At 37.7% G+C, this 15,513-nt stretch carries 13 protein-coding genes; 1 reads left to right on the top strand and 12 read right to left on the bottom strand.

Annotation, left to right across the window (positions count from 1 at the left end; genetic code table 11):
- Positions 1-13: 13 nt before the first annotated feature.
- The 7 genes from AKG34_RS02845 to AKG34_RS02815 all read right to left on the bottom strand — a co-directional run bounded on the left by AKG34_RS02845 (position 14) and on the right by AKG34_RS02815 (position 8,627).
- A complete protein-coding gene (locus AKG34_RS02845; RefSeq protein ID WP_053344688.1) occupies positions 14-1,621 on the bottom strand; it encodes an N-acyl-D-amino-acid deacylase family protein in 1,608 nt (535 codons plus the stop codon).
- A complete protein-coding gene (locus AKG34_RS02840) occupies positions 1,614-2,849 on the bottom strand; it encodes a YgeY family selenium metabolism-linked hydrolase (RefSeq protein WP_269083717.1) in 1,236 nt (411 codons plus the stop codon). Before AKG34_RS02840 ends, AKG34_RS02845 begins: the two co-directional genes overlap by 8 nt.
- A 23-nt stretch (positions 2,850-2,872) precedes the next feature.
- Complete coding sequence (gene dpaL, locus AKG34_RS02835) at positions 2,873-4,099, bottom strand: diaminopropionate ammonia-lyase (protein WP_053344686.1); 1,227 nt, start codon at positions 4,097-4,099, stop codon at positions 2,873-2,875.
- A gap of 11 nt (positions 4,100-4,110) precedes the next feature.
- Positions 4,111-4,491: a Rid family detoxifying hydrolase gene (locus AKG34_RS02830; RefSeq protein WP_053344685.1), complete on the bottom strand. Its 381-nt coding sequence runs from the start codon at positions 4,489-4,491 to the stop codon at positions 4,111-4,113.
- 191 nt (positions 4,492-4,682) lie between these two features.
- Positions 4,683-6,440, bottom strand: coding sequence for a sigma-54-dependent Fis family transcriptional regulator (locus AKG34_RS02825; RefSeq protein WP_053344684.1), 1,758 nt, complete (start codon positions 6,438-6,440; stop codon positions 4,683-4,685).
- Between the two features lie 475 nt (positions 6,441-6,915).
- Positions 6,916-8,085, bottom strand: coding sequence for a sporulation protein YhbH (gene yhbH / locus AKG34_RS02820; RefSeq protein ID WP_053344683.1), 1,170 nt, complete (start codon positions 8,083-8,085; stop codon positions 6,916-6,918).
- 362 nt (positions 8,086-8,447) lie between these two features.
- Positions 8,448-8,627 (bottom strand): hypothetical protein, encoded by a 180-nt coding sequence (locus AKG34_RS02815; protein WP_053344682.1) that lies wholly within the window; start codon positions 8,625-8,627, stop codon positions 8,448-8,450.
- Between the two features lie 118 nt (positions 8,628-8,745).
- Here AKG34_RS02815 and AKG34_RS02810 point away from each other — a divergent pair, with 118 nt between their 5' ends.
- Positions 8,746-8,955, top strand: a complete 210-nt coding sequence (locus tag AKG34_RS02810) for a heavy-metal-associated domain-containing protein (RefSeq protein WP_053344681.1) — start codon at positions 8,746-8,748, stop codon at positions 8,953-8,955.
- A 173-nt stretch (positions 8,956-9,128) separates the two neighbouring features.
- Here the strand turns inward: AKG34_RS02810 and AKG34_RS02805 are convergent, their stop codons facing one another.
- The 5 genes from AKG34_RS02805 to AKG34_RS02790 all read right to left on the bottom strand — a co-directional run bounded on the left by AKG34_RS02805 (position 9,129) and on the right by AKG34_RS02790 (position 15,343).
- Entirely contained in the window at positions 9,129-9,437 is a 309-nt protein-coding gene (locus tag AKG34_RS02805; RefSeq protein ID WP_236694862.1) for an SCP2 sterol-binding domain-containing protein, read from the bottom strand.
- A gap of 228 nt (positions 9,438-9,665) precedes the next feature.
- The gene (locus tag AKG34_RS02800) at positions 9,666-11,561 is read right to left on the bottom strand and encodes a PrkA family serine protein kinase (RefSeq protein ID WP_053344680.1); all 1,896 of its coding nucleotides are present in this window, start codon (positions 11,559-11,561) and stop codon (positions 9,666-9,668) included.
- Between the two features lie 806 nt (positions 11,562-12,367).
- Positions 12,368-14,005, bottom strand: a complete 1,638-nt coding sequence (locus AKG34_RS02795; RefSeq protein ID WP_053344679.1) for a glutamate/serine transporter AimA — start codon at positions 14,003-14,005, stop codon at positions 12,368-12,370.
- An 85-nt stretch (positions 14,006-14,090) separates the two neighbouring features.
- Positions 14,091-14,195 carry an alanine:cation symporter family protein gene (locus AKG34_RS29545; protein ID WP_407946273.1) on the bottom strand — a complete coding sequence of 35 codons (105 nt, stop codon included), beginning with the start codon at positions 14,193-14,195 and terminating at the stop codon, positions 14,091-14,093.
- Positions 14,196-14,350: 155 nt separating this feature from the next.
- The gene (locus AKG34_RS02790) at positions 14,351-15,343 is read right to left on the bottom strand and encodes a glutaminase (RefSeq protein ID WP_053344678.1); all 993 of its coding nucleotides are present in this window, start codon (positions 15,341-15,343) and stop codon (positions 14,351-14,353) included.
- Between the last annotated feature and the right edge of the window lie 170 nt (positions 15,344-15,513).

The raw sequence follows: 15,513 nt of genomic DNA, 5'->3' as shown, positions 1-15,513 counted from the left end.
CCTCATCAATTATTTATATTCCAATATTCTGATAACTTCTTTTGAAAACTTTTCCGGCTGGCTTCTGATAGGCACACTGACCCTGGATAATAATTTGGCCATTAACGATAACTGTATCAATACCTATGTTGTATTGCCTAGAATTTTCGTAGGTCGCCTGATCGATTATTTGATTTGGATCAAATATGACAATATCCGCTGCCATCCCTTCTCTGATAATTCCTCTATCCTGCAGACCGATGATTCTCGCTGGCTGCGAGGTCATTCTGCGAATCATATTCTCTAAAGATAAAATTTTCTCATCTCTTACATATTTCCCAAGGATTCTAGGAAAAGAACCATATGCTCTTGGGTGTGGTTCTCCCCCGAGTAAACCGTCGCTTCCAATAGTTCCGGCTGGATGTGCAAGAATCATTTTCACTGACTCTTCATTCATTACAAAATCTATCATCCCAACCGCGTTTCTTTCATATAAGATTAAATCTAAGGCAACACCCGCATAGTCTTTACGGCCTTCTATATCTGCGATTTCTTCAATTGTCTTTCCAACATAGTTTTGCTTCTCAGTTGATTCAACGGAAGTAATGACAATCCCGTCCCATCCTGCCCACTTTGACATACTATCCCAGCCCTTGAATGCTGTAGCCATTTCCTGAATCATAACTTTGCGCATATCCGGATCTTTAAGTCTTTTTAGCATCTCCTCAGTTCCCCCATTATGAGCCCAAGGAGGTAGGATCGCACTTAACATTGTACTTCCAGCGGTATATGGATACTGATCAAACGTTACTTCCAGGCCATCTTCGCGAGCATTATCAATTTTCTTTAACACTTGTGGTGTCTTATGCCAATTATCCTTCCCACAATTCTTTAAATGTGAAAAATGCAGATGTGCTCCACATCTCTTCATCATATCAATTAATTCTTGCATAGATTCTAAGATTTCATCGCCTTCACTGCGTTGATGGATTACTAAGGGAACTCCATATTCTGCAATCACTTCACATAAGGCTTCTAGTTCTTTCATTTCTGCAAAACAGCAAGGAGGATATATCAATCCAGTTGATAAACCAACAGCTCCTTCATCTAATGAACGACGGAGTACTACCTGCATCTTTTTTATTTCTTCATCTGTTGCTGGTCGGTTATCAAGGCCCATAACTTCCATTCGAATATTGCCATGTGGAGCAAGAACAGCTAAATTATAACTGGGTTTATTGGCTTCAATTTTCTTTAGATACTCTTCGATTGTTGTCCAATCCCAGTCAATCGGAGGTGTACCATCTAATCCTGCTAAATTTTTTCTCCATGGTGACACATAATTTTTGGGTAAAGGAGCTGCAGCAATACCATCCTGTCCAAGGAGATCTGTCGTAATCCCTTGTCGAACTTTTGCTTCAATCAAAGGTTCGTCAAGAATAACTAAGTCTGAATGAGTATGCATATCTATAAATCCAGGACTTACAACTTGATGTTTTGCATCAATCTCTTCATTCGATCGGCAATTCATCAATTTCCCTATCTTTATAATTTCCCCTTTGTCTATAGCTATATCGCCGTAATACCATGGTGACCCTGTACCATCTATGATTTTCCCGTTTCGAATAATAAGATCATACATATTTTACATTCTCCTTTTCTATAGATTTTACTGATGTTAGTGCCTTTATTATGGCTGTGTACCCTGCTGTAGCTTTGACCAATTGATCTATCTCTATATATTCGTCATCAATATGAGCCAGAGATTCTAGTGAGGGTCCAAAGCCAATAGTCGGAATATTTGCTTCCCCAGCAAAGTGACTTCCATTTGTGCAAAAGGAATAATGTGATAATTCTGTTGATAGTCCAATGGAAACCAGTTCTTTATAAGTCTTTTGTACAAAATCTACGTCATCATCGAATAACCAGCCTGGGAAAAACCGTTCATCACTTATTAAAGCTCCTGTATAACAGCTTTCCTCTCCTTTTGCATATTTTACTGTTGCTTTAAATGCTTGATCTTCTGAACTGAGCTTATCAATTAATTTAACAATAGGATTCAAAACAGATTCTTTTGTTTCCCCAACTAATAAACGGCGGTCAAAAGTTGCCGTACATATCGACGGAACCACTGACGCTCCTGGATATGGGGATGATTTAATGTCTGTTAATTCAAGAATTCCTTGTCCCATGGCTTTATGCTCCATGACTGGCAATTGGCGAATGGATGAAATAAGTTTCATCATTTGATATACAGCATTTATCCCCTTTTCTGGATTAGAGGAGTGAGCAGGTTTTCCAACCGTTTCAATGACTATTTCTGCACGGCCTCTCTGCCCACGGTTAAGTTTTAAATTTGTGGCCTCCCCTATCACAACATAATCCGGGTTCATTAATTCATTAACACGTCTTGTTGCTACACCTTCAAAACACTCTTCGTGAACACTACAGGAAACTACCACTTTTCCTGGAAAGGATTTTCTAGTATCTTCAGCAAAATGTATACTAGAGGAAATCATGGCGCTGACTGCACCTTTCATATCTGATGTTCCTCTCCCGAAGATTTTCCCGTCTTTTATTTGTCCTGAAAAAGGATCATGTGTCCACTGATCATACTGCACGGGTACTGTATCAATATGGCCATCCAACAATACAGTTGGACCTGGTTGATTCCCTACCATGACAAGCATGACGTTCCCTAACTCATCTACAATTACATCATCAAAGTCGTTTTGTTTTGCGTATGATTGAATTTGGTTCGCAATTACACCTTCCTGACCAGAATAACTTTCTATTCTTACTAATGACTGACAAAGGTCGATTACATTTCGTTTTCTTTTTTCAGATAACATACATATCTCCTCCTTCATATTCACCCTTCGTTTTTCAAAAATTAATTTGGACAATAACCTTCCCATACTACTTTTTGATAATGCAAAGGATCCGTATCACCTTCAGTGCTTATAAGCAGAACTCGCGAATTAGAGTCTAATAATATGTCTTGGCATATTTGAGGATCATTCGCCATTTTCCGTAAATAATATAACAATCCAAGTGTTACTGCTCCTGATTCCCCTGAGACCACTCGTGGGTCACTCTTTAATGGATTACCGTATACTCGCATTCCAAGTGCAGTAATATTATCGTTGCATGAAAACGATCCCTTGGCGTATTGGCGAAGTAAACGAAAAGCTCTTATATTCGGCTCCCCACAAGCCAAGCCTGCCATGATTGTGTTCATTTCTCCAGTCACGATTTCTCTATTACCCTCTTTACTTGCAAAAGATTGATAATAGCAATCTGCTTTATCTGGTTCGACCACAATGATGATTGGCGGATTACTTTTGTAATTCTGTCTCATGTAGGCAGCAATGGCCCCCGCGAAAGACCCTACACCAGCTTGGAGAAAGATATGTGTCGGATGTTGCCCACCCTCCGCTTTTATTTGTTCTACTACTTCCTTCGCCATGGATGCATACCCCTGCATAATCCACAGTGGAATATGTTCATATCCCTCCCAGGCAGTATCCTGAATCATGATCCATCCATTATCATTTGCTAAGTCTGCACACATCCTAACAGAATCATCGTAATTTAGTTCTGTAATATCTGCCACAGCGCCTTCATTGCGAATCGCATTCAGTCTGTGTAATGATGATCCTTTTGGCATATATATAACAGATTTATGGCCAAGTTCTCTTGCTGCCCATGCAACCCCACGGCCGTGATTTCCATCCGTTGCTGAAATAAATGTCAATTCACCAAGCTTTTCTCTGTATGTTGACGATTGTAATGCCTTAAAAGAAAGGTTTTCAATATTTTCTCCTAGACGATAAGCCAAGTACTTAGCAACTGCGTAAATGCCCCCCATTACTTTAAAAGCATTGAGGCCAAATCTATATGACTCATCTTTTACTCTTATATCTGCAACATTCAAATGCTCGGCTAAATTTTTCAAATTGTATAAAGGAGTTTCCGAGTATGAGCTATGGGTTTTTTGAAACTCATGAACTTTTTCTATTTCTTTTTCTTGAAAAAACGATAATTCCTCATCGTTATATTCAATTGAATAGTAATTATTATTGGTCCACTTTATATCGGTTTGTACTGTTTTTTGCATGAATACCCCTCCTAATTTAATGTGGCGATTACTTCTATTTCAACTAATGCTCCTTTCGGAATAGCTGAAACCTCTACACAACTCCTTGCAGGTTTATGTAGAGAAAAATATGAACCATATACTTCATTAACACTTTGAAATGATTCGATTGAATCCAGAAAAATTGTTGTTTTTATAATATCTTCTAATGTAAGATTCAACTCCGATAACAAGCCAGCAATGTTTTTGATTATTTGTTCTGTTTGCTCAGCTGCTGTATTTCCTACAATATTTCCATTTTCAATATCCAATGGCAACATGCCTGATAAATAGGCTAATCCATTAACTGTAACTGCTTGTGAATATGGACCAACTGCTGTTGGTGCTTTTTTTGTGTGAACTTGCTGAATCATAAATTTATCCTCCTTTAGTGTGTTCAATAGTATAAAAAGCAAAATTCGTGCCAATTTGGTAAGGCCTTAAAAATTAGAGAATTAAACAAAAACGACAACCATGTGCGTATCAAAATGAGACGCACATGGTTGTCGTTTTAACTAAAGATTCAGTTTTTTGTACAAATAAGGATAGAAGTATCAATTTGAGATTAAGTATCAATTTGATACTTATTAATTTTCCGAAATAATGTGGCTCTTCCGATTCCTAATAAATCACTGGCATCCTCGATATTAAGATTATGATAATGTACAAATTTAAGAGCCTTTTTAATCATTTCCTTTTCCATCTCAACAAGGGAGAAGGATGATGTAGCTCTAGGAATACTCTGCTTATTAATGGATAATTTACGATGAATTAATGCCTCAGCTTTTTCCATTGTAATCCACCCATTTGTTATGAAATTAAATAAGTACTCAATAAAGTTTTTTAATTCCCGGACATTTCCCTTCCATGGATAATTTATCATTAGTTCTTTGACACCTATCTCCATCCCCAATACATTCGCTTGAAAAAGTTCATTGAATATAGTAATAAAGTGATCACTGAGAGCAAGAATATCTTCTTTCCGGCTTCGCAGGGGAGGAATGATGATTGGAATAACATTTAATCTAAAGTATAAATCTTCTCTAAAATCCCCCTTACTCACCATTTCTTGTAAGTCTTTATTCGTTGCTGCAATAATCCGGACGTCAACCGGGATAGGGTGCGTTCCACCAAGATGTTCTATTTCTCTTTCTTGCAAAACACGCAGTAATTTAACTTGAAGAAGCTGCGGCATTTCCCCGATTTCATCCAGAAAAATAGAACCCTTATTTGCCAACTCAAACTTTCCTAATTTCCCTTTGTTATTAGCACCAGTAAATGCTCCTTTTTCATACCCGAATAACTCACTCTCTAATAAATTCTCCGGAATAGCGCCACAATTAACCGTTATAAATGGTTCCTCTTTCCGCATACTTGCTTTATGTATGGCTTTAGCAAATTCCTCTTTACCCGTCCCGCTTTCTCCTTGAATTAAAACTGTAGAATTAGATTGTGAAACTTTAAATGCATATTCTTTAACCTCTAATATCGAAGGACTTACACCAATTATTTGACCAAACGGTTTCTTTTGTTCCTCTGTAGCCTTTTCTGCAAGATTACGAATTTCATTAACGTCTTGAATACTTATTAGATATTCTGAATATGGTTCAACTCCAGCGAGTTTTTGTTTGATAATAAACAAAGTTTTCTCTTGTTTCCTTATGGTGAGAGAAATAGTTTGGCTAAATTCTCCCGATTTCTGAACTATATCTCTTAATAACTTTTCCACTTGTATTGGAAGAGAAGATCTATCATCAATACCTAATAACATTTTTGCTTTAAAATTAATTTCTTGATGGCATCCCCTTTCATTTATTACGATAATTCCTTGATTAAAGAGATTCATGATTTTATCCATCTTTTCTGAACTTCTAGTAAGCTGGCGAATCATATCATGTTCATGTAATTTACTCGATAAAAGATCAGCCATTTTATTCAGAAAGGTTAAGATTCCTTCAGTATTTTCAAACAAGCGCCTTCGCTGCTCCTGGTCAAAAGCCAATAATCCTATTACACCTAAAGCTTGGTCTTTATAGGTAATAGGTGCACATATCTCTCCTGTTTCCGAGCAATTCTCGTAAAACCTGCATCTTTCACAAACCTGCTCATACCCTGGGTTTTCGATAATTACTGGCTGTCCTGTACGTATGGCAGATTGATAAACTAAATCGCCTTCCATCTTATGGAGAATACTTATTTTTTGCTCTCCGGTACCTGCAACTCTTATAAAGTGATGGTTTGCAATCTCCACTTCAATCTTCAAGACAGCCGCAATTGCATCCGCTATCCGCTGAACAACAGGCTGAATATCCATCAGATCCATTTAGACACCTCGATTCAACAGAAATACATTTTTCTATTCTTTGACTCAAAATTCAATTTTCACAACTTTATAAAGAAGTTGAGATCTAATCACAGTTTAAAAAGAATGAATCTACAGTTGTGTTAGCTTATGCATTATAAAAACCTCTTTTACAGCGCCAAATGCTTTGCAATTTGTCTATAATATAATCAAGCTCTTCATCCTTTCTACAGTTTTTTTCTTTAAGCCTATATGTTGCGTATAATTACAGAGTGAACTCTCCTGCTTTCCATCGATTATACACTTCTTCAAACTCTTTGTAGCTTCCGATTTCAAATGTCTTTCTACTTTTCTTCAGCTATCAATAAAATAATGCAAAATAAAAAGACATGCGAATCACCATGTGATTCGCATGTCTTTTAGACTTCTAATATAGCTTTATTTTTATTTGGGTACAGATTAGAGAATCGTTCAGCATCAACTGATTCTCCTTATGTCATGCAAATTTCTTTGTTTCTTCGTCTTTAAAAAAGCTCTTCATCGCGTGGAAAACGTCAGCTTTTTGCTTAAGAATATAATACCGGAATTTTTCATTGTCGATATTCTTATAAGCTGTCATCAATGTCGAATGGCGATTGTATTGATTGACTTCCCCATAGCCAAACATATTGGAAACCTTCATGAGTTCTTCCACAAGCTTTACGCATCGAACGTTATCAGACGTGAGATTGTCACCATCGGAAAAATGAAATGGATAAATGTTAAACTTCACAGGGTCATATTTATGATCAATAAGTTCTAATGCTTTTCGGTATACGGAAGAACAAATTGTACCGCCGCTTTCCCCTTTCGAAAAGAAATCTTCTTCCGGTACCACTTTCGCTTCTGTATGGTGGGCAATAAACTCGATTTCAACTGTTTCATATTTTGTCCGCAAGAATCGGTTCATCCAAAAGAAGAAGCTTCGGGCCATGTACTTTTCCCATAGACCCATACTTCCGGAAGTATCCATCATTGCCAATACGACTGCTTTGGAGTCCGGTTTTTGTATTTCATTCCACGTTTTGAATTTAAAATCTTCCTTATAAATTGGATGAAAACCTGGGTCGCCGCTTAAGGCATTTCGTTTGAAAGCGGATATCATGGTTTTCTTTTTATCAATATTTCCCATTAAGCCTGTCTTGCGAATATCGTTGAATTCAATATGCTCAAGCGTGTGCTCCGCTTGTTCTTTTTTCTGAAGATTAGGCAGTTCTAACTGGCTGAACAGTGCTTCTTCTAGTTCCATCATTGACACTTCGGCTTCATAATAATCCTCGCCTGCCTTGTCACCTGCACCCTGCCCTTTGCCTCCTCCGGCATCGGATGGTGAGCCATCTCTTGCGACCACATCCCCTACTTTACTATCGCCATCGCCTTGACCTACATGTTTGTTTTTATCATAGTTATAACGAATTTTGTATTCATCCAAGGAGCGAATAGGGATCTTAATAACATCCCGTCCATTAGACATTACAATGCTTTCTTCTGAAATTAACTCAGGTAGATTATTCTTAATTGCTTCCTGCACCTTTTCCTGATGGCGTTGTTGATCATCATAGCCTTTTCGATGGAGGGACCAATTTTCCTGTGAAATCACATATTGTTGATTATTCTCTTCCGACATTCTCTTCCCCCCTTATAAATGTTTGCACGCTTTTCATCATTCCTTCATATAATAAGTTAGTGTGAGAAAGCCCACATCATTCCGGTTTTTCACATAATTAAAATACAGTCCGGAAACAACGGACTAAAAGAAAAGTATTACTCTATCTTATGCAGCGATAAAGGATAATTTACAAAAAAATTCGATAATGGACGATTGCCTATAAAATTAGACAAGCATTGCATAATATATGAGATCTTGTACGATTTTTTCAAGGGTCAAACTTAAAAATTTCTGTTTTTCACTAAACAACAAAAGGGTGCCCTAGTAACTTTCTGGACACCCTTTTTACACAGATAAATTTATTCTAGTTGAGGACTTTTTCAATCTTTTTCTCCCTCTATTTCATGTTGGACTGTACCTGGGCGTTTATCCCACTCTTTCAATTCTTCATTCGTCCTTTGATTTTCCATCTGCTTGCCAAGTTCTTTCATCTCCTCATAATCCTTAGCCATAGAGCTATTTTCAGGAACATGATCTCGTTTCAATTCTTCTTTACTCATTTTCCATCACCTCTACTTATTGATACCCAATATTTCCAAATCCAAAACGTTACATATGTATCGGAAAGAAAGGGTATAGATAAGATATATGAACAAATCTCTTGGAGGTGAAAGGAGTATGCAAACAACCACACTCTATGTAAAGGAAGCAACATCTGAAGGACCAATAATAAATCTAGAGTCCATTCTATTGTCTACGGACGGGGTAGAGCGTGCGATCATCGATGTTGATGACGGGGAAATCAAAATTGATTATAGTGAAGACAAACTTTCACCCGGACAACTTGTGACACTTATTGAACAGTATGGGTTAAATGTCACCAAATAAAGAAAACTAATTGATTTGCGATCCAGTAAGGGTGATGACCTAAGGCGTTGCTACACTTATACAACTTATACTGGCTTCTTACTTTGCAGCCGTTACTTCCTAGCTACCGTAAGAAATAAATTCTGATCATAAAAATACCGAACTCTTCTACTGCTGGAAGAGTTCGGTATTTTTTAATTATAACATTTTACAATTTCCTGCAGTTTCAGAGCAAGGCTGATGTTTCCATCTACCTTTAAGCCACCTGTCATGAAGGCCATGGCAGTATTTAAATCATCCTTTAATAACTTTGATAATTTTCCCTCTGATAATTTCAATGTCACTTCTGGATCATGTGATGTACCTTTGACCACTTCAACTTGTCCATCTTTGATCAACAGTTGAACGGGACCAATTTCATCAATATTGAATTGATACACACGATTTTTTTCGTTTTGAATATGCTCTGGGTTATCATTGATTTTCTCAGCTAATTCATTCAACTCAGTGATTACACCTATTTGTAATCCCTCCATTAATCTGTTTCAGATGATTGCATTTACACAAAAAACTCCTAAATCACTGTCATTATACGTGTTTGTTTTCCCTTCATGAAGTTGTCTCATTCTACTTCAGCTAAAAGATAACATTAGCTAGTATGAATGACATTATTTTCATTTTTTATAATTAAAACCCCCACCCTTTTAGAGGTAGGGGCAAAATTTTATGATTTACCGATTTAACAAGCTTCCCACATAGCGCAGCAAATCATTGGCAGAAGTGGTATTGTAACCATGCTCATCAACAAGTCTCGTGATGACTTCGTTCACTTTCTTCAGCTGTCTTTCGTCTGGTGTCTTCGTTGAAGTAGTGATTTTGACAACATCCTTCAGGTCGGCAAACAGCTTCTTCTGGATGGCTTCACGTAAACGGTCGTGTGAATTGTAATCGAATCGCTTCCCTTTACGTGCATAGGCAGAAATACGGATTAGAATTTCTTCGCGGAATGCCTTCTTTGCATTTTCAGAAATTCCGATTTGCTCTTCAATCGACCGCATCAATTTTTCATCCGGGTTAATTTCTTCCCCCGTCAATGGATCACGCAGCCTTGATTTATTGCAGTATGCTTCGACATTATCCAGGTAATTATCCATCAGGATTTTCGCCGACTCTTCATATGAATACACAAATGCCTTTTGCACTTCATTTTTGGCAATGGAGTCGTATTCTTTACGTGCCAGTGAAATGAAATTTAAATACCGCTCTCGAAGTTCATTCGTAATCGACGGATGCTGGTCAAGACCGGCTTTTAACGACATCAGTACATCCAGTGCGTTAATCGATGGATTTTCCTTTCTAATAATCGTTGACGAAATTCGGTTAATCACATAACGCGGATCAATTCCACTCATGCCTTCATCCTGATATTCTTTTTTCAATTCATTGATGTCTGCAGAATTAAAGCCTTCCACATTTTCTCCATCATATAACCTCATCTTTTTCACTAAATCGATATCGCCTTTTTTCGGGTCCTTTAGACGCGTCATGATACTGAAAATTGCCGCAACCCTTAATGTATGCGGTGCAATATGAACATCAGAAACATCACTTTCATGGATCATTTTTTCATAAATCTTTTCTTCCTCAGTCACCCTCAGATTATATGGAATCGGCATGACAATGATTCGGGAATGCAGTGCTTCATTTTTCTTGTTGGAAATAAAAGCTTTATACTCCGTTTCATTCGTATGAGCCACGATAAGTTCATCGGCACTGATCAATGCAAACCGTCCAGCTTTAAAATTCCCTTCCTGAGTCAATGAAAGCAAATGCCATAAAAACTTCTCATCACATTTCAGCATCTCCTGGAACTCCATCATCCCACGGTTGGCTTTGTTCAGCTCACCATCAAAACGGTAGGCACGAGGATCCGATTCGGACCCATATTCGGCAATTGTTGAAAAATCGATACTGCCTGTCAAATCAGCAATATCCTGTGACTTAGGATCAGATGGACTGAATGTTCCAATACCAACACGCTTATCCTCTGAAAGGAAAATACGCTCGACCATCACATCTTCAATCCTGCTTCCATACTCCTGTTCTAACCTCATAACATTCAGCGGCGATAGGTTACCTTCAATTCGAATGCCATATTCCTCAAAAAAATCTTGCCGTAAGTACTGTGGGATGAGATGCAGTGGATCTTCATGCATCGGGCATCCCTTTATTGCATAAATTGCTCCAGTATCTTTTAACGAATAATTTTCAAGTCCCCGCTTCAGTAAAGAAACAAGCGTAGACTTACCACCTGAGACTGGACCCATCAAAAGCAAGATCCGTTTACGTACATCCAATCGCTTAGCCGCCGGATGAAAATATTCCTCGATAAGTCTTTCCAGTGAATCCTCTAGACCAAACAACTGGCCGCTGAAAAAATTGTATTTCTTTGATCCATTTACTTCCTCTATCCCTGCATCTTTAATCATGTTGTATACACGTGAATGAGCAGATTGTGCAACCAATGGTGTTTCTTTCAAGATGTCTAAGTACTCTGCGAAGGTACCTTCCCACTTCAGCTTCTGTTCATCTTCTCTAAATTTTTCGATTTTCTTTAAAATATCCATTTCAGGAACCTCCCCCTGTCACTTTCAGAGAATACTTAAATCTATGCGCCAAGTCTGACAAACATGTCAGACTTTAAAAAGAGGTTGTGCAATTGTCTCGGATACCCCTAGACTTTCTCTGTTTAAGAAAGGCTTTAAACTTGAACAATTAATGACAAATCACCCGACAAGAAAAATTGCGTGCACTCCTGCTAAAAATTAGGGTATACTAAGCCTATACTTAAGTGGGACAATATGGGTAAAGGGAGGTCACAACATGGGCACAGTTATTATCATTGCAGTTGCTATTGCATTTCTAGCCGCTATCTTCACTGCTGGGTATGACGATAAACCAGGTGTGAAATAAAAGGAATAAAAAATCCTTTCTTATAATTCCCAAAAAAGGGGACAGCAAATTAAATTCGCCGTCCCCTTTTTTGCGCCCCCTCATCAATACAAGCAAATAAAAGCACTTTCGAAGTTCTACTATATATATGAGAATGGCAGTGACTACACATACTATTTGGCAAAAAAAACAAAACTGAAAAAGCGATTTAATTTTTTAGCGAGCTTCGTTAATTTAAATTATCCATTTTTATACAGTTGGTATCATTAACGAATTGGCTCTGGCAAGAATAATTGTATTTGACTGTACAGCGTTAAACACGAGACTGCAAATAATCCACCGCTTCTTTAAGCCTTTTTTCAAATAATAAGCTGGATCACCTCGCAAGCCGTTTTTTTCTTTTTTTATTAAATAATAAAAAACACCTCCATTGATTCCATACATATTGGAGTATGCCAACCAAGGAAGTGTTTTTCATATTTTATACAGCGTTCTTTTTTTCCGATTGAGATGCCATGTTGTTCTCCTCTATTGATCTCAAGTCATCGTTTACTTTCTGTCCTTGTTCCAAATATTCTGTTTGGAATCCACTCTTTATTGCCCAACTATAAAACACAAGAGATAAACATGTAATTAAAACCATATCCCAACCAAATGGAATTACGTTTAGTCCACCAAACTTTTCACTTCCTAAGTATGAAATGGTCATCATACATAGTAAGTAAACAACCATCCACAGCCCTGCTGAAAAGTTTTGACGGAACCCCCTCCATTTTATTTTTGCTTGATAATAGAAATAAACGGGAAGACCCATCATAATGATAAATAATACTTGTCCTGTCAGTGGCCACCTTGCCCAATATAGAACTAAAGAAGCAAAAACAAAGCCAAGTGGTGCAATAATACTTAATCCTTTTAGACGTAATGGTCTGTACAAGTTCTTACCTGTGCGTCTTAATGTCATAACAGTTACTGGACCTGTAATATAAGAGACTAAAGTCGCAACCGAAATAACCTCTGCTAGTACTCCCCAGCCTCTAAACATGAATAAAAATAAGAAAGATACACCTAGATTTAAAATCATAGCTTGACGCGGAATGCCATAGAGAGGATGTAGTTTCCCAAATACGCTTGGTAAATATTTATTCTTTTCCATTCCGTAAAGCATTCGTGACGTTGTCGCCGTATATGTTATCCCTGTCCCAGAAGGAGAAATAAAAGCATCGGCGTATAGTAAAATAACTAACCAGTTTAGGCCTAAAACAATTGCTAGGTCAGCAAACGGTGAATTGAAATTCAAATGTTGCCACCCGTTCACAATCATAGACGGATCAACGGCTCCGATAAATGCAATCTGTAATAAAACGTAGATAACTGTTGCAATTAAAATTGAACCGATTACTGCAATTGGGATCGAACGTCCAGGATTCTTTGCCTCACCAGCCATATTAATCGGACTTTGAAAACCGTTAAATGCGAAGATAATACCAGAAGTTGCTACAGCAGTAAGTACACTTGCCCAACCATTAGGTGCTATACTGCCCGCTGACGTAAAATTGGATCCATGAAAACCAGCAAATAAAAGTGCCCCAATCGTAAGTCCTGGTATAATAACTTTAAAAACAGTAATAAATGAGTTAGCTTTTGAAAACAAACTAACGGTCCAGTAATTTAATAAAAAGTAGACGATCAGTAATACAGAGGCAATTACTAAGCCTCCCCCAGTAAGACTTCCATTTACTACTAAACCATGTGTCCACTCCGCCCATTTCCAAGGCCATGAGCTCATATATTGAACAGAAGCAATCGCTTCAACAGGAATTACAGAAACGATTGCAATCCAGTTTGCCCAAGCTGCAAGAAACCCTATAAACGAACCATGAGAGTACTGCGTATATTTTACCATTCCCCCAGCTTCAGGAAACATAGCCCCTAATTCACTGTAAGAAAGTGCGATAAACAAAATAACAACCATCCCGATAATCCACGAGATAATGGCAGCTGGTCCAGCGATTTGTGCCGCTCTCCATGCCCCGAATAACCAACCTGAGCCAATAATTGACCCGAGTCCTACCATCGTTAACGAAAATGTTCCCATCTTTCTCTGCAAATTATTCATATGTTTATCACCATGCTTTCCAAAATTCATTCCTTAATATTAACTTTTTAAAGTAACTGGATTAATGATTTGTGCTAGTGTACGTTCAATAAATAATCACAATGGAAATTCCTGTAATGTTACCTGACCCCACACTAGAAGCCATATTAATACAAAACGCTTGAAATAAGAAACAAGCATAATAATTAATAAGTTTGACAAAAAAAACATTTGATACGTCAATTTACATCTTAAAGTAATTGTTGGGTACATCACTTCTGGTTAAAGTTTAGTAGATTGATAGGGAAATCTTAAGGATGTCCCTTTTATTATTAGCACCCAGAACCCCTTTAACCATTAGGCTTTTTAGAAAATACTTAGATCCCATTCTTGTGCCATTTGTTTCAATAACATACCACCTGTTACGCTATTCCCATATTCATCAATAGCTGGTCCATATATACCAATACCACATCCATCTTGAAAAGGCATTTCTCTTCTAGCACTTGGAGGAACTAGTGCCATAATCCCGCCAGATACTCCACTTTTAGCTGGCACCCCAACAAAAGCCGCAAATTTACCCGAAGCATTGTACATTCCACAAGTTAGCATTAACGCTTTGGCCAGTTTAGCTACTTCTTTAGGAAGGACTTGTTCTTGACGAATAGGGTGGTACCCATCTTGTGCGAGAATTAGTCCAATCAGGGCTATGTCTTCTGTTGTTACTACTATGGAACATTGCTTCAGGTAAACCTCTAAAGCTTCCTCTACATCCGATTCTAAATAATTCGTCTCTTTTAAATAGTGAGCTAGAGCTCTATTTCGATGAGAGGTTAGCCACTCAGATTGAAACACTTCCTCATTGATTGTCGGGCGTTTCCCTAACAAACTTTCGATTAATTCATAGAGAAATTCTAATTTTTTTTGTGAAGACTCGCCTGGGAGAAGCGAAGCTATAGTAATTGCTCCAGCATTTATCATAGGATTAAACGGTTTTCCTGGCTTATGCATTTCTAAACGAATGATTGAATTAAAAGCATCCCCAGTTGGTTCCACATCGACCCGTTCTAACACATAAGAAATACCACGACCCAAGCATGCGGCTATAAAACTAAGTACTTTTGATATACTTTGCAACGTGAAAGGGACTTCCCAATCCCCTGACGTTATCATTGTTCCACCTGGCTCTAGTATGCAAATACCTAATTGCGATAAGTGTGTATTTCTCAATGCAGGTATATAATTGGCGGTTTGTCCTTTAGTAGCATAGGATCTGTAATTTGCAACCCATTCATCTAAGCAGACTTTCTTTTGACTACTTGCGTGAATGTTATACTCTTCCGCTAATTTTTCAACCATATTTCCCCACCTCTTTAGTTGTTGTATCATTATATTTTCTTTATAAGCATTTTTACCGAATCGCATTAAGCCTACTTACAATAGATTCGTTGAAAACTTAAGCTTATAAATATTGTTAAGCGCTTTCAATATTTCTCTAGAGGGAACCTATTTTTAATTTTAAAGAGGGA

Source organism: Peribacillus butanolivorans, assembly GCF_001273755.1.
Lineage (GTDB): Bacteria > Bacillota > Bacilli > Bacillales > DSM-1321 > Peribacillus > Peribacillus butanolivorans.
The sequence above is the reverse complement of the archived record's forward strand: the minus strand, read 5'-3'. Positions and strand labels throughout refer to the sequence as shown.